We start from the raw sequence: 17,924 nt of genomic DNA on the forward strand, positions 1-17,924 counted from the left end.
TTACTTGTGGCAAACTATGCAAGAGCCACCACCTTCATCCACACCGTAAACATCATCTATGTCCTCGGGGAAATCTCGAACAGGCCGCAGCGGGTTGATTGGAGTCGCCGCACGGTTGCGTTGCTTGCGCTTCTCAAAATCTGCAATGATCTGCGCAACTCGTTCCGGTCGCTCGAGTTGGGTCAGAGACTCTCTTGCAGACCAGGTGAACGGCGAGCCGTGCTCCAAGGCATTCTTCTCGTAGGTCTTAGCGTCCTCGTAGGCTTCCGGATGCTGCTCGCGTAGGCGAACCCACTCGATTTTCTGCTGGAAGAAGCAGAAGGTGCAGCCGCTTCGAGAGCGCCAGTCGTAATACTTCGGGATCCCAACTCCGGAGGATTCCAGGATGTCCATCACGCCGCGCTTGTCGACGCCGGACTCGCGGAATGGCAGGCGCACTTTGAGGTTCTTGTGCTTGGAGGTGTATCCCTCGCGGTAGTCCTCGTCGGCACGAATGGCTACATAGGAGACGACTGTGTCGCCGGCCGCGAGCATTGGACGCACCCACTGCTCGAACGGGGCAAGTTTCAACTGGCGGGTGCACCAGCGGGTCTGGGCGGAAGGCAGGAAGTGGTTGTATTCGCGTAGCCAGAAATCGAAGTCCCGCTGGGGATTGAGCCGCAGGATTGGTTTTCCGAGGAAACCCTCCAGCCGTCCCAGGAACTCATAGACCTCAGGCAGCTCCTTGCCGGTGTCGGTGAAAAAATACTCCACCTCGACTTCTGGGTGATGGTGCCGGACGAACACGGCCAGAGCCGCGCTGTCCTTGCCGCCTGAAATTCCGAGGACGTGACGCTCAGCCATGCTCGATCTCCGCGGAGTCGTCTGTTGTCAACTTCAAGCCCGTGCGGGCGAGGGCGGCTAGCAGTACGTCAATATCCAAGCCCTTTGATTGAAGACTGCTGGCCAGTTCCTCGGCCAAGTTGTCGACCGTCGCACGGTGGCGTTCAGACAGATCGAATTGGCGCGAGATCATCCTCGCCGAGGATCCCGCTCCAATTACTACGGCGAACGCATCGGTCATGGGCTTTCTGCCTCGCACGGACACCAAAGCCTCCGACTGCCGGAAACGCAAGGCGAGCCTCGCAATTTCAAGCAGGGCCTGATCGAAATCCCGATCCGTCCAATCGCGCGCAGGCTTGTTGACTGTCAAGCCAACGATCCTTTCGATGCTCGCAAGGCTGCCGTTGTGTTTCGCGAGATGGCCTGCAAAAGCGTTTTGGCGTAACTCGCCATCCAAATCTTTGAGCAGCTCCGCTCGTGCGCGCAGTCGCTCTAGGGAGTTTTTGGGCGCATCGAGCTCTTCGAGCATGCTTGATTCGATTTTGCGCAGCATTGCCTCGTAGGCTCCCGCCAGCTCGGTGATTGGGACTCGCAACGCATCGACGTAATCGGCCCCATTGGCTGCGCCGAACACAGCCGCCAGATCCATGAACAGAACCCTGTGCGGGTCGCTGGCCTTGGCGAGAATGTCGCGTACCGCACGGGCCTCTGTCGTCAGGGTCGAAGTTCGCTGAGTCCAAGGGGGAAGGCGGAAAACCAAGGCGACCAAGCCTTTTGCTGCCTCCAAGGGATCGCTTGCCGGCGCTGTCGCGCCGATTGAGGCCAGAAGCTTGGATATCCCGGATAGGATTCGCGTCTTCTCGTCGTCGACGATCAGCCAGCGAAACGAAAAACGTCTCTCGTCCTGCAAATACTCGTCGAGGTCCGCGTCGTTCAAGCTCGGAACAAACATGCCGTCCTTGTAGGCTGCGAGGTTACCTTTGTGCGCCAGGAGAAAGGCTGTCATTAGGATCGGTCTAACGCCGGAGCGAATACCAAAAGGCTCGTTGGACCACAAGCGGTCAATTTCGGCTGCCTCCACTCGCTTGGATGCATCGGAGAATAGCTTGCGGGTTTCATTCCAAACACTGATGAGTGTTGCTCCGTGCAGTTCGTCCGGGGGCTGCAAGCGCCAGATGTCCGAATTCCCGTCTTTGCGATGTAGTCCCGTTCCTTTCAAGAGGGACTCATAGAGTCCGCGCTCGGCCGGGAAGCCTTCGAATCCGAGGTTCTCCAAGTGCTCGTTTTGCAACATCGCATGAATTAAGTTGCGCCGGGCTTTGACACTCGCGCTCGACGGAGCATCGCGATTGATCAGTTCGCTCCAAAGTCGAGGAGAGTCCCGGTAAAGCTCGTCTGCCAGATCCGAGGCGCAACGGGCGATCGGAGTTCCGGTCGGGCAGGTTCGTCCTGCCAAGGTCCAAGTTGCTTGCGCCACTGCGGCCCGAAGCTGCTCCTCGAGCTCCGAACGTGTGGCAGAAATCCGGGCAGTAACTTCGCGTTTTCCGATTTGATCGCCTTCCAGTTCCGGGCGGCCTTGCACGGACTGCAGGCAAACCAACTCCAAGCCTAGTTCTTCGATCCGCGCGTAGTTTGGCGGGATCCCAATGGCTACCGGCCACGGGCGGCTTCGGGCAATCTTTCCGCATTCCTTCAGTGCAGACTCCATGCGGATTTCCTTTGATGGTAGCGCCAGCAGGAAAAGGCCAAACTCTCCCTTCTTGGGGGAAAATTTGGAGGAGAGCCCCTCCGCGTCTTCAAGCCTGCACAGGGCGACATCCATCCAACGAAGCGTTCCCGTCTTGTGGTAGTGCCGCTTGGCGATCGCAGGGTAGAGGTTGGCGATGCAGGTCAGAACCGAGAAGTCGATGCCGGGAAGGGTTGATTGCGCTTGGGCAAGGGCTTTTTCGATGTCAAAGTCGCTGCCTTCGAAGACCGACCAAGCGCCAATATGCTTTTTGTAGATCGCGACGCGCCACTTTGAAAGCTGCTCCAATGCGGAGTCGACCTCTTGGGCGAGTTTTCGGTGGAATAGCGAGCGCAGCACCTCTGCTTCGGCGGCCAAACCAGAGGTGCTGCGAAGCAGATCAATGACTGCGATGCTCTTGATCAAGGCGGAGTGAAGGTGGCTATGGTGGGCCTCCGTCCGCTCAACTGCATCAGCTGCCTGAGCCCAGCGATGGCCATCGGGGGAGGAAAGGATCGCCGGTTCAAGATTAACCCGGAGGTAATCCCAGTAGTGGTCAGGGCGATACCGGCATTCGTCAGACTGTTCCTGCTCTTTCAGGAATGAGCGGAAACCGTGCGGTTCAATCGACCCCAGAAATCCGAAGGTGCTGCGCTCATTTTGGCCAAACTGTCGTCGAGACACCGGGCCAAGGAGGGCTGCCATGGTGGGGTGTAATGGCCAGCATGCGTCCAGGCTGTCGGCAAAGCTGTCGATGCCAATGGCCGGCCGCCGTGCCGCCATCGAGAGAGCGACCGATCTGGCGTCAACGCGGTTGGATTTCGGACGGGCATTAGTTTCCACAGCGCGGCCAATCAGCTCTACAACCTCATCGCTTGCCGCGACCAACGGAATGTCCGCGTAGCGGCCTTGGATCTTCGCCCAGTCGTCGCGGGACTCACTGCCAAGACGCGAGGCATACTGCCGGAAGGATTGGTGCAGAACGCCGACCACGACGATCTTCCCATGGGCACGGGCAGCAGATTCCGCGAGATTCTGAAAGAAATAGACGTCGTCACCGAGGCCTAGGGCAGCGGCTTCGAGAAATTTTCCCATTTCGTCGATGACGAGGAGGACTCCGTCGTGTCGGTCGTCCGAGGCCGCAGTGCACAGTTCAAGAATGACCTCGGTAGCGGAGTCAGGAGCGGCTGTTGAGCCTAGTGCGTGATGTAGAGTCTTTGAGATTTGGTCAGAGACAGATCCCCGCTTGCCGACGACCGGAAGGACGAGCCAGCCTTTGTTCACGGGGAAGGCTTCGTCGAAGTTCGGGTGGGAGTTCAGGCGCAACACTTCGCGAGCCTTGTCGCGCAGACTTTCATCTGAGCCAAGAGCTGACGCCAGAGCTACAGCCAGTGAAGATTTGCCGCCCCCAAATGGCCCTGTCAAAGTAAATGCTCGCTGATTGCTTCCGGAAATTTGCTTGGACATGGTGTCCAATACATCGGCGGCCGTCTTATGGCACACATAGCCGTCGAGGGCGTCCATGCGCCCAAAGTCGACGTCCAAGCGGATGGATCGTTGGTATTGGCTTCGAATACGTACGATTTCGGATAGCAAGATGGTGTCAGCTTTGCTCATGTGTAGGCCTTCTCCAACATCCAGCTGCGAAACGCTGAGCCATTCCAGCTCTTTCTAAGCACCTGCCGAAGGCCTGAGGTGTCCGTCCAAGAAAAGACGCCTCCGGTGAAGTCTTCCAGCGAGAACAGACGCTCCGCGACCGACTCTTCGTCGAGTTTGAAGACGCGCCCGGGCGATCCTTCACCGTAAACGATGGACTCGAATGCCATTGAATTTGCGGTGGAGTCAAGAGCCTCCCAATAGTCAATCAGTGCGTAGATGAACATGCCGTCGCTGAGCGTGGGCTTTGGGCCGCGCCGAAAAGAAAACGTTCCTTTGATGTCTTCCGAAATCAAGCCCAACTCGCCGAGCATGGGTTCCGCAAAATCTTCCGGGGAGCCCGCGCCGGATCTAGGGGCGTAGCTGCGGATGCAGGTATCGATGTCGCGGGTTAGTGTTGAGGCTGATATGCCTCGCTTGCTGTTGAGTTTTGCCGCAAAGTCGGTCAAGGGCTTTTCAAGATCTGTCTTTGTGAAATTCGGTGCCGTGACCTTGTTGAACAGCCAAAACCATGTCGTCGAACGATTCCCTAATCCGGCGAGCTGCCAATGGACGAACCAAGCCGTGGATGGGTTCTCTGAGTAGGGGTCGAAGCCATCATTCGAAAAAATCTTCTGCGCGGTAGGGGACAGTTCGTAATCGTCGCCTCGACCTTCGCTGATCAGGTTGGTGGCGAGAGCCCAATGACGCATTGATGCGACCATGTTTTTACCAACACCGAACCGGGCGATTGATTCGTCGTCGGTAAAGGTCGATTTTTTTATGTGCCCATCTTCGGTTTTTTGATCAAAGACTTTTTTGAGCCACATTTGTCTCAATGTGAAAGTCTCGTGACCGGAGAAGTGTGGGACGTAATTTGGAGAAATAGCAGAAATTATCATGGGGAAAATTATAGCACTGGATGAGTTATCCAGTTAGTCAATTCATTGACTGGATAAGTTATCCAGTCGAAAAATGCGATAAGTCTGAAGTTGATTGACGAGACCTGTTAATGCGCAAAGTGGGGCGTTCGGTTTCGCACGTGCCGTTGATGAGTCTGAGAATTTGAAATTTAATTTAAATTAAGATCATTAATTAGGCTGATAATTGGGAATATTTTTCAATATTGTGTTTGATATATGCGGAACAGTAGCTGCTTGGGGACTGATATGCACGGTTTTAAAATTGTTTGCAATGTATGTTTTGGTTAGATACAGATTACATGTAAAAGCAGATACGGTCATTGAGGGTAATCTGAGATGCGGTGAGGTACCCTGCGGACTCGATAGTTGTGTAGCATCTTTTTGTTAGCAAAAATACTTTAAATTACTTATAAAACATTAGGTTAGTTGTTTCTTGTTGAGTAAAAATTTATTTGATAATTAATTTTTTAGTGATTTATTCTGCGGTCAACTGGAGTTGATATCTTCGCTCCCATAGATTCACTGGTCTATCCAGTTGAAAACAGGGAGGCATGCTAATCATGCAAAAAAAAATTTTCAGGTTTCCTTTTCCGCTACAGACCTCACTCATTTTGCTGACTGCTAGTATTTGACTTGGCTTGACCGGCTGAATTTGGATCATCCCATTACGAAGGTGGAAACCGACGATCAGGCTAAGTTGATCCAGACTAAAGGGTTACGGCCAACTCACGAAACTCGGTCGTGTATTCCGGCTTCGGTATTTTCATTATTTGCCTTTCCAAAAGTAACGTTAATTCTACGTCACCCTTGGAAGACTATTTTTCGGGTGAACCTCACCTTCCATATTAAAGGAAAGAAATTGTCATCTTTTTACACGAGAATTACAGTCGTAGTGTTAATAACCCGTTTTTTTGAAGAACACTAAATTGAGGGCGTGCATCCGATGGTGAAAGTCGGCCGTTGTGATATGCCCAAGTTGAAGCAGGGACAGCAGGATGCCGAAGGCAGTGTTCTGATAGCCAGAAAGCATGGCTGTTTCATCCTTCTTGTCACTAAATTCAAACTGGTCATCGTAACCATTAATGGCTTCCACAAGGTCGTCAAAATCTTCAAGCAGATGCTCGATCCGTTTGTCGTCGTACTTGAACTTCCTCATCAACTTATTGATTGAATTACTCATAATTTAATTCTCCTGATTTTATAAATTTAATACTGAAATATTTGTTTGCGGTTTTAACCGCAGCATTCGATCTGATTGCCGATCTGATAGGGGGAGGGCATCCAAAATGGCCTGCTATGAACCCCAGTTATCTCGCCGGGACGAGCAACGCGGTATTAAATCCGCCGTGCCAGGCAGCATGCACATGCCGGAAAGATGAATAGTTTCCAACATGGCAGTCTCCCTGATTATTTGCACGTCTGGCGCGCTACGCCTGTTATGCTGCCTCGTGAATCGTTTGTGTGAGCCACGTGGCTGTACGCATCAGGTGGGCTGATTCATCCGAATGTCCATCACGCATAGCTTTCAATGCCTGCTGCAATTGAGCTTCCATTTCCTGTCCGGTTACCACTTCCGGCAGTCTGCTGATTAAGTTGCGACCGAGTGTTGTCGAACGGAGGGTGCGCGCCTGCGTGCATGGCACGCCTTCATGGTCTGTTTGCGGCGTGACATCGATGAGTTTTTCTTTGATGAGATTGGTAATAGCCGCGACCCGAGTGGATTCTGTACCGATCCCTTTTTCAGCCATCATCCGCAGCAGTGAAGACTCAGTAAAATACGTTGGCTTCCCGTAATTTTCGCGCGTCAGTCGAACCTTGACCGGAAACTCATCGCCCGTTTTGTAGATGGCCAGTTTTTTCTGGTTGGCCAGAATGTTTTGATTTTTCAGCAGAGCACGATCGGGTGAATCAAATGAAATGGTCTTCCACTCTTCACGTGAAGAAAAATATTCTCCACCGATCTCAATCGTTTGTGTGCGGTCAATGGTGATCAACTGATTTCTTTGATACAACTCGTTCAAACGAATCAACTCAAAGATGCGCGTGGCTTCCTCTGTCATGCCAGTGGGTAAATCATCCCTCATTGTGACGATAGCGTGATGTACGGCAAAGTCATCAGACGATGTGCCCGGCAGCTTTGTTGAGTTAGTACGGGGATAGCTGATTGCGCCGGACTCATAAAGCTTTTGAACCGCTTTGTAACCTTCATCCAGTGGGATCCCGATGTCTGCGGAGTCTGCGAGCAATGCAGTGAGTGTGTAGGGGAGAGGTCTGGGTGTCACTAGGGGGACTCCCATCTCATCGGTGTAGTTGCAACTTTTATCATTTCGATAAATTCCGCATTGCGCTCCTGCGAGTTTTTTGAAATTCACGATATGGTCACACGGCTGATCAGCTTGTATTAATTCCAGCAGGGTGTCACCCAGCATCACATAGGCCGTCTCATATCCGTCTTGTATAACATTTTCAGCTTGCTGGTCGTTGGTGACGATTTCATTAAGCAAGCGCGTTTTGACGCGACCGATGTTGGCCTTAGATTTGAGGAGGACGGAGAATGCACGGCTTAAATTCATACCAAACAGCCAGTCCATTTCATGGCGCACACGTCCTGCTTGGTAAAAATGATCGGTCTCTGACAGCGGACGCAAGTTTTGCAGGGATTTTTTAAGTGACTCTGTTTCGAGGGCGGACATCCACAGTCGCAAAACTTGTCCAGAATAATTGTGGGCCTGAAGTATCTGACGGCCGATGACTTCGCCTTCCTCATCAGGATCGGTTGCGAGTACAACCAAATCGGCCTGACTCAGGTACTTTCCGAGATTGTCGAAATGTTCGCGATGTTCATCCTTGACCTGCCATACCCAAGTTTTTGGCAGGATAGGGAGGTTGTCCAGGCACCATGGGCCCGTACCGATATATGTCTCCGGTTTTGCCAAGTTCAGCATGTGCCCATACGCATGTCCGATAACAACGCCTTCTGCGAAATGCATCTGATCACGACCCTTTTCAGCGCCAAGCACCTTTGCCAGCGTACGTGCTTGCGAAGGTTTTTCGCACAAATAGAAAGTGTTACGTGCGGCTGGATTTGTTGTGACTTTTACGGTTTGTTTCATTTTTGAAGCTCCTTTAGGTTAGGAGTTCATTCTGCCTAACTCGAACATTTTCCAAAGCTAAATTTATTCAGTGTTACGCACAGCAGATTTTGATCGCTAATTAATCTGAAAAAATTCTTTGGAAAACATACGGTTTCCAGCTGTTTATATGGCTGCCGATGGTCGTGAGATAGTGAGTCATGCGATAAACTATAGATTACGTTGCTCAGCTTTTACGGCACCAACAGAATTTACGAAAATCTCAAGGAGTTCATAAAATCTGATCTTCTCGATCGCGCCGGCGTTTTTTAAGCATTTATGATAAGCATCATCAGTTAATTTCTGGTGATTTCTACTAAACGTATAGAGGTAATCAAAATGAAATTTAATGCTAGACATATCAAATATTGTAAAGAAGAGGGCTTTGTTAAAGCCTGGATTAAGGATGGCGATTTGTATGCAGATCTTGATCAGGAAGGGACCATTACTATGCTTGTGGAGCCTAATGGTGCAGCTCGGATGCTGCTCGGGCCTTCTGGTATGAAATCCCCTGCTCATATAACAGTTCCCCTGTCCAAGAAGGAAAACCATGTTCGGGTTCCTGCACGTTTTTTTAAGAGTGTTAAAAAGGCAGCCGCTGCGGCAGCAACTAGGAATTATTACTAACTTGGTGGCAGGCAGTTTAAATCGTGCTGAGTATGATAAAAATTGTTCTTTGGAAAATTTCCCATTTCTGTAGATTAGAAATCCCTAACTACAAAAGGATAAATTATCATGGGTAACGGTTCTAAAATAATTGCTGATTATGTGGCCAAGCTATCGCCTGAGCAGCAAGTAGAGTTCAAAGAGCGTACTGCAAGAATGATCCGAGAAGGTCTGCCGCGCCGTGATGGCTTTGCACATTATGTGATGTATACCGATGATCAGGGCGAGACGGTGACGATCTGTCTTTATATCGGTATCGCTCGCAAGGATAATGTGGCGGCGGCCATTGCACACATTCGCAATGATCTTAATCTTTTTGCGACATATCCCCCGGAATCTGAGTGGCAACTTGAACCTGATGAAGCAACTCAGGAGCGTTGTATTGAGGAATGGAAACGGGCAAATCCCGACAAGGTATGTCAGTTCGGTGTGATGGGGTTTATCTCAGCATGAATGACGAAATGATATCCGGCATGGAAAGCGGCTTTACAACATTCGACGAATATCTTGAAGGTTTGCCAGAAAGTGAGCGAAAGGAAATTGAGGCAGGCTCGGCACAGATGATTAAAGACGGCTTGCCACGACATGACGGATTTGCACACTATGCCATGTACACAGATGAGCAGGGTGAGACGAAGACGATCTGTCTATATATTGGTATCACGCGCAAGGAGAATGTTGCGGACGCGATCGTCAATATCCGCGGTGCCCTCGGGCTTTTTACGTCGTATCCACCTGAAACTGAGTGGCAACATCAGCCGGATGAAGAAACTCAAAGTCGGTGCATCGAGGCATGGAGGCAGGTAAACGCTGATAAGGCGTATCAGTTCGGCATATTGGAGTTTACCTCGATATGAAAAACAAGGTGCCCGACGAAGCGCAACTCCAGGAACTGGTGAGGACGGCGGAGCGCTGCCTGCAACCGTTGGCAGCACGCGTCAATTCATACGCTTTCCGGCTGTTTATACGGCTGCCGGATGGCCGTGAGATTGAGCTACATCTTTCTGACTAAAAATTCTGGTGCTTGGCACTGATCTAAATTTTCGTTGGCGAGTAATTCGTGAAGTTAGCCACTACTGATTACGAAAATCATCAGTAGTGGTGTAGGTTATTATTCTCTTTGGTAAAGTCCTCTGCTGTGTATAATTAAACCACAAGGAGATTTATATGCGTTCAAAATTAATATTATTTTCAGGTTACTTATTCATATTGCTTGGCGTTTTGTGCCCCGCTATAGCCGTCATCGTTTTAGTCAAAAATCATTCTGGTTTTCTAGATTTTTTTGTTGTTTTTTAATATCTTTGGCTGGAATAGGCTTCTTTAAAACGGCTATGTACGTTATTAATATAGCTATCAGCGAAAGAAATCTTAAAGTTAATAACACCTTTGCTAGGGAGCCGCGCAAATATCCTGTTCTTAACGAAGATGATGAACCAACTTCATTTCGTATTGAGAATAGCCTTATTGTCGGGTCATGTATAGCCGATATTAGCGTTGTCAGTCTTGAGAATGATTAATATAAATAAAGCAAGTGAACTCTCACTAAATAGTAATTTGTTAGTTTTTATTCAATTTTTTAAGGATGTCCTGCAACTCTCTTTTACGTGAAACACGTTTTTTAAGAACTGTTATTTATCCTTTGGTTTTCCATCCCCTGAACCACATATAGAATTGCATCCGTTATGAGTAATTAGGCAGCTCAGGCTGATCGTCAAGTCCTCCCCCGCCAAAACGCATAGCGATACACGACGCGCAACTGGTGCAAATAGTGCGTTTTATGCCCTAAAACCGCCACCAAAAATGCTCCAAACCCACCACGTATAATACTTCAATAGCGCCATCTGTAATGCTCGCAAACCAGCCACTCATAACACCCAAATCCGCCACCCTATAAAATAATAAAGCCGACGCCTCTTTCGGGTAGCGTCGGCTCATCGCTGAATTTGGAAATATTGCCAGTTTACTTACGTAGTTTCCGCATCGACTCACCTTGCAACGGAATACGCAATGATCCGCTGATTATTCGATCCAAGATTGCATCGGCAACGGTAGGATTTCCGCCACTTAGGTAGCCATACCAATTTTCCACGGGAATCTGGCTGGTGACGATGGTTGAACGCCCTCCCACACGACTATCAATGACCTCTAGTAAGTCACTCCGCCCTTGAATAGTTAGCGCTGCCATTCCGAAATCATCTAGTATCAACAGATCGCATTTCGCCAGTTGTGCCAAGCGCTTTCTGAAACTGCCATCCGCATGGCTGATTTGCAACTCCTCTAGGAGAAGTGGAAGCCGCTGGAATAATACCGTTTTCCCCTGCCGACATGCCTGATTGCCAAAAGCACACGCCAGCCATGTTTTTCCCGAACCTGTCAGGCCGGTCATGATCAGATTCACACCTTTCTCAATCCACTGGCAAGTCACCAGCGAAGCCATTTGGCTCTTGTCCAATCCGCGATTGTGTTGGTAGTCAATATCCTCGACACAGGAATTGAATTTGAGCTTGGCCGTTTTCAGCAGGCGCTTTAGGCGCTGGTTTTCACGGTAAGTGGTTTCCTGATCAATCAGAATTCCGAAGCGTTCCTCAAAACTGAGGCTCATGGCCGCCACACTCGATAACTGATCATCAAAGCCCTTGGCCATGCCAATTAGGTGTAGATTTTGAAGTTTGGTAATAGTCTGCTGAATAAGCATTTCGTTCTCCTTAGTGGAATGGGTCAGTGGTAATATTGGGGGCCACGAATGTTGTCGTGGTCGAAATTCGCTTCCTGTACAGCTGGTGCAGAAATGGGCTGCTGATCAAGATTCTTCTCCAGAATGCTACGCACACGACTCACATGATTCGCTCCGATGGCAAGTGCCCGAGCACACGCCGACTCAAGTCGATCTTCGCCGAACGCATTGCCCATGGACTTCAGCGCACTGTCTGCACGCATGGATTGTTCCCGGCGAGCTAACTTGGATAGAGCCAACTTCAAAAAACTATGCGTATTGGGGCCGATACCCAGTGCCCAGCCCAACGCTTTGTCTTCATTCCAGTCCTGCTGATAGCGATGGGAAGAAGGCATGTGCTCCTTGTCAGTTGTTTTTCCTGGCCCGTTAGCGCGTGGATGGGTCGCAATGCGGCGGCCACCATGAAGGATTTCGACGGTGGTGGCTGTCACACGGACATCAACGTTCTTTCGAATTAGCGTGTAGGGCACGCTGTATAGGTGTCGGTCGCCCAGATCAATGTGATAGTCGTGATCGACACAAAATCGGCGGAATTCTGCTAATGTATATTTTTCGAGTGCCAAGGGGCGGAGAGCGGGCTGGTCGATAGCCTCAAAAACGGAGCGACGGCAGCCAGGTAGCTTCTTGAATGGGCGGTTATTAACATCAACGAGAAGTTCTCGAATGGCATCGTTCAGATCAGCTAAATTAGTAAAGATGCGTTTGCGCAACCGGAAGAGAATCCATCGTTCAACGATCAGAACTCCATTCTCCGCATGAGCCTTATCCTTCGGTTTGTATGGCCTGGCGGGGATAATCATGGTTCCGTAATGATCAGCCATGTCTTGGTAGCTGGAATTAATGGTGGGGTCGGTTTTGCTGGCCCGAATGACGGCAGACTTTAAGTTATCACACACAACAACGGCGGGCACCCCACCAAAGTGCTCGAACATGCGCGCATGGGAATCAATCCAATTGGGTAGACTCTGGCTCCAGACTGCATCGGCATAAATGTAGCATGACGCCCCCAATACGCCGACGAAGATTTGGGCCTCTTGGATTTCACCTGTAGCAATATCGGTTATTTTCATCGTGGGACCAACGTAGTCCACAAAAACCTTGTCGCCTGCCACATGGATTTGGCGCATAGAACGCTTCAGCGTTTTTTCGAATTCCCGGTGACGCTGGCAAAAGTAACTGTAAGATAGTCCAGTTGGATACTCGGCTAGATATTCCTCATGAAATCCTTGGAGCGTCGCGCCTTTTTGCTTCAATTCCTGATGGATTTTCATCCAGTCGGGTTCAGATTTGCGCAAAGTATTATCCTTGGGCAGAGATGGGAACAGGCGTCGCTCCAACTCGGCATCATCCATATCTGATGGCAGAGGCCAAGATAGACCCGCTACCGCTGAACGTGTCAAGTAATCCGAAACGGAATCGCGGGAAATTCCTATACTGCTGGCAATGGCGCGTTTGCTCTGCTCCATCTCAAAGGTGAGTCGCAGCACCTGCCTTATCTTCCTCATATTTAATCTCCTGTTACACATGAATATAGCCGGCTATATTATGATTCTCAAAAAATTCAGCGAGCGAAGACCTTGACCAACAAGCCTTTGGCCAATTCACCCGTGTAGTGTCCGGATTGTTGGCTGCGTTGTGCAGGACGTATGACCTGGATGCTGTTGCCATCGGCGATCATCAAACCAACATGTTCCGGTATGCACTCCATGCTCAGTTCCGATGTGCGTCCATGGGTTGCAACCCAAAGGAAGTCGCAAAAAGGGGTTTGTCGCTCAAGCAATTCGTAAGTGGATCTACTAATAAGGTAACTCCCTTTAATCTCAATCCCATGGAATGTAAGAGGGGCTGACTTATGGGCGCGCACTGCGGCCACTGCGTCAAACGTAAATCTCTGGCGAGCATTGAGAGGTGGTTCTGGGCTAACGTGCATGAACAATTCGTAACGGTCTGGACGTTCAATGCCAGTCCATTCAGATCCGTTAGCGGATAACGCTGTAAAGACCTGCGCCTCCAGCATGGACTCAGACTGAAAGGAATCCGCTGGATTGATTTTTGGAACTGCTACACCCTTTCCACGCGCTGTCCTTCCTTCTAGTACAGGACGATAGGCAAGCCAGGTTTCTCGCAGTTCCGCACGAGTTACGGTGCTAGCCACGACTTGTTGTGCGATTTTCCGAAAGACATCATCGGGCATAACACGAGCCAGTTTTGAGAGAATTTCGATATTCTCGGGACTCACCTTGTCGGATAATTCATCAAGGGAAGGAATGGATACACCACTAGCAATTAAAGTCTTGCGTAACTCCTGGTAATACCTTGCTGCCGTGAGGTAACGCCAAAGGCTGGCTTCTTTCAAATTAAGGGAAGGACTTAATGCCTTGAGCCATTCCGTAAAAGAGCCGGAAGATTTTTGCCAGTAGCCGCTATGATCTACCTGATCCAGCAGCAGACCAATTTGCGCCCATGAGCGAGCCTCGCCCTTTGCCATGGAGACGAGATCTGTGTTGATTTGTTGTGTAATCTGGCTGGTTGTCATGATCGTTGATTGTAAATTAGCAATCACTATAGCCAGCTAAAGCATGTAGGTCAAGCATTCTCAGATGGATATGGAATGGCTATGCGCGAAGCCCGCTCCGCAGCCGCCACATACTTCGGTGGATGGAATGAAATATTCGGATAGCAATGCCTTACATTACAAAACGTTCTAATTCACAAGTGCTGATTGGCTGGTATCAGATAGCAAGCGTTCATAGAATTAGAAATTAATCTATCGGAATAATGTGCCATTACCCGCCCTTGGCATGAAGTTTCTATTTTGTATGTTTTTATCTTGACATTAGCTCCTGCATCTGAAAAACTCAGCGCATGTCCAGTTTCGTCCGAAAATTTATCGCTGTGCTTTTAGCCATCTGGCTACCACTGTTTAGCGGTGGAGCGCTGGCGGCTAGCGTATCCATGCAAATACAGAATGGCTCGTGCCATGAAGCTGGCATGGATACGATGCAAGATATGGATGAACATCAACACGCGATGTCGCATGATCAGTCACCCAACAACGATCAGGACGGAACATCCTGCACCGCCTGTGCTGTCTGCCATCTGGCATGCAGCGGATATTTGGGTGTGCAGGCAATCAAGAACCTAGAAGTTCTGCAATCTGCCATTTCGGTCACGCCCTATTTATTCTCGTATCATTCCATCACCTCCACACCTGTCGTTCCTCCACCTCTCGCTTAGTGCTCTACAGGACGACTCCGTCTACCAGTTTCGTAAATTGATCTGACTCTAGCTCGTCCTTAGTCTTTAAGCGTCTGCGTTCGCCCTTGTTTTACCGGTTTGACGCACGCACACATTTTGTTAATACCAATGCTCGTGGTTTGCTGATCATTCTCACTGGTGCAATAACAAAGACGGATTTGCAGCGTAACTCGTTACGAGTCCGTGAGGAATAATATGAAAAATCTGATTTCAATGCTGTTTGGCTGCGCCTCAAGCTTTGCGGCAATAGCTGCAGAGCCACCTTTAGGTGCAGACTTACAGGGTTTATTGAGTTATGCGCGCGAACACAATCCGGCTCTGACTGCGATGCGATATGAGGCCGAGGCCGCCTCGCTGCGCGTGCAACCCGCCGGTGCATTGCCTGATCCGGTGCTGCGTACCGAGTTGATGGACATTACTAATCAAGGCACGAATAAACCGCCGAGCTTGTTGCCGTCACAGGTAGGCGGTACGCGTTATTTGCTGATGCAAAGCGTTCCGTGGTTCGGCAAGCTCGATTTACAGAGAGGAATAGCCGAAGCACAAGTTGCCGGGGCGCGCGGACAAACTGCCATTGCATGGGTGGATTTGAGCGGGAAAATAAAAACTGCCTATGCGATGCATTACTACCTGTCGGACAGTATCAGACTGACCCGTGCAACATTGGATTTAACTAAGCGCCTGGAAAAAATCGCGCAAACTCGCTATGCAAACGGGCTGGGTACACAGCAGGAAGTGATACGCGCGCAAATCGAACAAACTGATTTGCAAACTATGCTGATTGAATTGGACAATGAACAGCATCATGTGCATGCAAGCCTGAACAATCTACTGTCGCGTCCTGCCAATGCAGATCTGGCGGAGCCGCTGCAATTGCGTCCAATTCCCGCCTCAGCACGACTTACGTCGCTGGAAGATAGGCTGCGTGCGCACAATCCGCAGCTGCAAGTGGCTGATGCGAGCGTCAACGAAGCCCAGCAGAGCCGCGACCTGACCTATAAAAACCGTTATCCCGGATTTACTCTTGGCGTCGCCCCAACACAGAGCGGCAGTGTCGTGAAGAGCTGGGATCTGATGGTTGAATTCAATCTTCCGTTGCAACAGGAATCGCGCCGTTCTCAGGAGCATGAAGCGGAAGCGAAGATGGCCGCATCCGCTGCGCGTCAGGCATCTCTGCTCAATCAAGTGTTGTCGGAATTATCGGAAAGTGTATCCGGTCTTGAGACCGCGCAGCGTACCGAGACACTCATCGCTACGCGTTTTCTACCTCAAGCTGAGCTGAGTTTTCAATCTGCGCTGAGTGGGTATGAGACTGGCAAACTTGATTTTGCCACACTGCTCGATGCGCAGCGTCAAATACTGAAAGCGCGCCAACAACGCATCAAAGCGCAGTATGACGCGCAATTGCGCCTAGCTGAAATTGAACGCCTGATTGGAGAAGAGTTATGAAAAAAATCATAGTATTAGTGTCAATTATTGTCGTCGTTTCGATTATTTCGGCTGGCAGCTATAGCTTGGGAAAGCGCTTCTCCGGGGTGACAGCGCCGGTTACAGCCGATGCCGTAAAGGAGGAACGCAAGATTCTTTATTACCGCAATCCGATGGGTTTGCCGGATACCTCGCCGGTACCCAAAAAAGATGCGATGGGGATGGATTACGTACCGGTGTATGACGGTGATGCTGTTCAGGAGGAGGGGGGTGTCAATATTAGTGTTGAAAAAGTGCAAAAACTCGGCGTAAAAAGCGAAGCAGCCACGCTACGCGGTTTAAACAAAACCATTCATGCCACCGGACGCATTGAAATCGATGAACGCCGTACCTATACCATCGCACCGAAATTCGAGGGCTGGGTAGAACACCTTTATGTGAACAGCACCGGAGAGACTGTTAACCGTGGACAGGCGTTGTTTGATGTGTACAGCCCCGAACTGGTGTCGGCGCAGCGCGAATACGCGATTGCCGCACAAGGCGAAGCAAAACTTGAGAATGCAGATGAAGAAACTAAAGCGGGCATGAAGCAACTGGCTGATGCCAGTCTGGCACGCCTGAAAAACTGGGATATTACGCCGGGAGAAATAAAGCAATTAACCACTGGAAAATCCAGACGCAGCCTGACCTATTACGCGCCGGTATCGGGCATCGTACTGGAAAAGAAGGCCGTACAGGGCATGCGCTTCATGCCGGGAGAGACGTTGTATCAGATCGCCGACTTGTCTCAAGTGTGGGTGCTGGCAGACATCAACGAGCAGGATATCGGGCAGGTAACGACAGGTAGTGACGCACAGGTCAGTATCGGTGCATACCCGGATAAGTTGTTCAAGGGAAAAGTCGCCTTCGTCTATCCGACTTTGAATTCCGCGACGCGCACCGTGCAAGTACGCGTGGAGATTGCCAATCCACAAGGTTTGCTTAAGCCATCCATGTTTGCCAACGTGACGTTGCCCGTAGGCAGTAATACTCGGATGCTGACGGTGCCAACTTCGGCGGTGATAGACAGTGGCATGCGTCAGGTGGTGCTGGTGCAATTAGCACAAGGCCGCTTTGCGCCGCGCACTGTCAAATTGGGTAGCCGCAGCAACGATTATGTCGAGATACTGGATGGCCTTGTAGAGGGGGAGCAGGTAGTTACTTCGGCCTTGTTCCTGATCGATGCGGAAAGTAACCTCAAAGCGGCGTTGGGTGGTCTTGGTGGTCATGCAGCACATGGCGGGGCTACACCCGTCGCAGAAGATCACTCAGCGCATGCAACTCCTGCAGCGCCAAAGAAAAATCCTGCAACAATAGGTCATCAGGCAGCAGGCATCCTGAACGGCATCAATGAGGATGGTTCTGTGAGCATCACCCATGAGCCGATCAAATCACTGGGCTGGCCCGGCATGACCATGGACTTCGCTTTGACTAATTCCTCATTGGCCGCCGGTATCAAACCAGGTAGCAAGATCACCTTCGAACTCGTCGAGCGAAAACCCGATGAATGGGTGATTACCAAGTTGCAAGCGCTTGCGCCGCAGCAACACGAGGGACATTAA

At 50.3% G+C, this 17,924-nt stretch carries 15 protein-coding genes; 7 read left to right on the forward strand and 8 right to left on the reverse strand.

Going from position 1 to position 17,924, the window contains the following annotated elements; all coding sequences use genetic code 11:
- From GALF_RS03475 to GALF_RS03495, 5 genes are all read right to left on the reverse strand, one after another.
- Positions 1-843 (reverse strand): phosphoadenosine phosphosulfate reductase family protein, encoded by an 843-nt coding sequence (locus tag GALF_RS03475; RefSeq protein ID WP_013292667.1) that lies wholly within the window; start codon positions 841-843, stop codon positions 1-3.
- The gene (locus GALF_RS03480; protein WP_013292668.1) at positions 836-4,165 is read right to left on the reverse strand and encodes a hypothetical protein; all 3,330 of its coding nucleotides are present in this window, start codon (positions 4,163-4,165) and stop codon (positions 836-838) included. Before GALF_RS03480 ends, GALF_RS03475 begins: the two co-directional genes overlap by 8 nt.
- Positions 4,162-5,085, reverse strand: a complete 924-nt coding sequence (locus tag GALF_RS03485; protein ID WP_013292669.1) for a DUF4007 family protein — start codon at positions 5,083-5,085, stop codon at positions 4,162-4,164. The genes GALF_RS03480 and GALF_RS03485 overlap by 4 nt, the downstream gene beginning before the upstream one ends.
- Positions 5,086-6,001: 916 nt before the next feature.
- On the reverse strand, positions 6,002-6,286 hold the full coding sequence (locus GALF_RS03490; protein WP_013292670.1) for a hypothetical protein: 285 nt from the start codon (positions 6,284-6,286) through the stop codon (positions 6,002-6,004).
- Between the two features lie 256 nt (positions 6,287-6,542).
- Entirely contained in the window at positions 6,543-8,219 is a 1,677-nt protein-coding gene (locus GALF_RS03495) for a DNA topoisomerase (protein WP_013292672.1), read from the reverse strand.
- A 357-nt stretch (positions 8,220-8,576) separates the two neighbouring features.
- Here GALF_RS03495 and GALF_RS15475 point away from each other — a divergent pair, with 357 nt between their 5' ends.
- The 4 genes from GALF_RS15475 to GALF_RS15640 all read left to right on the forward strand — a co-directional run bounded on the left by GALF_RS15475 (position 8,577) and on the right by GALF_RS15640 (position 9,915).
- Positions 8,577-8,864 (forward strand): hypothetical protein, encoded by a 288-nt coding sequence (locus GALF_RS15475; RefSeq protein WP_013292673.1) that lies wholly within the window; start codon positions 8,577-8,579, stop codon positions 8,862-8,864.
- 108 nt (positions 8,865-8,972) lie between these two features.
- Positions 8,973-9,356, forward strand: a complete 384-nt coding sequence (locus GALF_RS03505) for a hypothetical protein (RefSeq protein WP_013292674.1) — start codon at positions 8,973-8,975, stop codon at positions 9,354-9,356.
- A complete protein-coding gene (locus GALF_RS03510; RefSeq protein WP_013292675.1) occupies positions 9,353-9,760 on the forward strand; it encodes a hypothetical protein in 408 nt (135 codons plus the stop codon). The genes GALF_RS03505 and GALF_RS03510 overlap by 4 nt, the downstream gene beginning before the upstream one ends.
- Complete coding sequence (locus GALF_RS15640; protein ID WP_013292676.1) at positions 9,757-9,915, forward strand: hypothetical protein; 159 nt, start codon at positions 9,757-9,759, stop codon at positions 9,913-9,915. Before GALF_RS03510 ends, GALF_RS15640 begins: the two co-directional genes overlap by 4 nt.
- 948 nt (positions 9,916-10,863) lie before the next feature.
- Here the strand turns inward: GALF_RS15640 and istB are convergent.
- From istB to GALF_RS03525, 3 genes are read right to left on the reverse strand one after another with little or no spacing between them, the layout of a single operon-like run.
- Entirely contained in the window at positions 10,864-11,598 is a 735-nt protein-coding gene (gene istB, locus GALF_RS03515; RefSeq protein ID WP_013292678.1) for an IS21-like element helper ATPase IstB, read from the reverse strand.
- Positions 11,599-11,621: 23 nt separating this feature from the next.
- Positions 11,622-13,163 (reverse strand): IS21 family transposase, encoded by a 1,542-nt coding sequence (gene istA / locus GALF_RS03520; protein ID WP_041937949.1) that lies wholly within the window; start codon positions 13,161-13,163, stop codon positions 11,622-11,624.
- A 35-nt stretch (positions 13,164-13,198) separates the two neighbouring features.
- Positions 13,199-14,200 carry a hypothetical protein gene (locus GALF_RS03525; RefSeq protein WP_150102561.1) on the reverse strand — a complete coding sequence of 334 codons (1,002 nt, stop codon included), beginning with the start codon at positions 14,198-14,200 and terminating at the stop codon, positions 13,199-13,201.
- Positions 14,201-14,502: 302 nt separating this feature from the next.
- Between GALF_RS03525 and GALF_RS03530 the strand changes: the two genes are divergently transcribed.
- The 3 genes from GALF_RS03530 to GALF_RS03540 all read left to right on the forward strand — a co-directional run bounded on the left by GALF_RS03530 (position 14,503) and on the right by GALF_RS03540 (position 17,924).
- Complete coding sequence (locus GALF_RS03530; RefSeq protein ID WP_013292681.1) at positions 14,503-14,874, forward strand: DUF2946 family protein; 372 nt, start codon at positions 14,503-14,505, stop codon at positions 14,872-14,874.
- A 216-nt stretch (positions 14,875-15,090) separates the two neighbouring features.
- A complete protein-coding gene (locus GALF_RS03535; protein ID WP_013292682.1) occupies positions 15,091-16,344 on the forward strand; it encodes a TolC family protein in 1,254 nt (417 codons plus the stop codon).
- On the forward strand, positions 16,341-17,924 hold the full coding sequence (locus GALF_RS03540; protein WP_013292683.1) for an efflux RND transporter periplasmic adaptor subunit: 1,584 nt from the start codon (positions 16,341-16,343) through the stop codon (positions 17,922-17,924). Before GALF_RS03535 ends, GALF_RS03540 begins: the two co-directional genes overlap by 4 nt.

It is taken from the genome of Gallionella capsiferriformans ES-2 (assembly GCF_000145255.1).
Classification (GTDB): domain Bacteria; phylum Pseudomonadota; class Gammaproteobacteria; order Burkholderiales; family Gallionellaceae; genus Gallionella; species Gallionella capsiferriformans.

What these genes read in the sequence shown, in the direction of transcription:
- GALF_RS03510 (WP_013292675.1), top strand. Translation starts at nt 9,353, where the DNA reads ATGAATGACGAAATGATATCCGGCATGGAAAGCGGCTTTACAACATTC.
- GALF_RS03485 (WP_013292669.1), bottom strand. Translation starts at nt 5,085, where the DNA reads ATGATAATTTCTGCTATTTCTCCAAATTACGTCCCACACTTCTCCGGT.
- GALF_RS03505 (WP_013292674.1), top strand. Translation starts at nt 8,973, where the DNA reads ATGGGTAACGGTTCTAAAATAATTGCTGATTATGTGGCCAAGCTATCG.
- GALF_RS03475 (WP_013292667.1), bottom strand. Translation starts at nt 843, where the DNA reads ATGGCTGAGCGTCACGTCCTCGGAATTTCAGGCGGCAAGGACAGCGCG.
- GALF_RS03495 (WP_013292672.1), bottom strand. Translation starts at nt 8,219, where the DNA reads ATGAAACAAACCGTAAAAGTCACAACAAATCCAGCCGCACGTAACACT.
- istA (WP_041937949.1), bottom strand. Translation starts at nt 13,163, where the DNA reads ATGTGTAACAGGAGATTAAATATGAGGAAGATAAGGCAGGTGCTGCGA.
- GALF_RS03480 (WP_013292668.1), bottom strand. Translation starts at nt 4,165, where the DNA reads ATGAGCAAAGCTGACACCATCTTGCTATCCGAAATCGTACGTATTCGA.
- istB (WP_013292678.1), bottom strand. Translation starts at nt 11,598, where the DNA reads ATGCTTATTCAGCAGACTATTACCAAACTTCAAAATCTACACCTAATT.
- GALF_RS03535 (WP_013292682.1), top strand. Translation starts at nt 15,091, where the DNA reads ATGAAAAATCTGATTTCAATGCTGTTTGGCTGCGCCTCAAGCTTTGCG.
- GALF_RS03530 (WP_013292681.1), top strand. Translation starts at nt 14,503, where the DNA reads ATGTCCAGTTTCGTCCGAAAATTTATCGCTGTGCTTTTAGCCATCTGG.
- GALF_RS15640 (WP_013292676.1), top strand. Translation starts at nt 9,757, where the DNA reads ATGAAAAACAAGGTGCCCGACGAAGCGCAACTCCAGGAACTGGTGAGG.
- GALF_RS03490 (WP_013292670.1), bottom strand. Translation starts at nt 6,286, where the DNA reads ATGAGTAATTCAATCAATAAGTTGATGAGGAAGTTCAAGTACGACGAC.
- GALF_RS03540 (WP_013292683.1), top strand. Translation starts at nt 16,341, where the DNA reads ATGAAAAAAATCATAGTATTAGTGTCAATTATTGTCGTCGTTTCGATT.
- GALF_RS15475 (WP_013292673.1), top strand. Translation starts at nt 8,577, where the DNA reads ATGAAATTTAATGCTAGACATATCAAATATTGTAAAGAAGAGGGCTTT.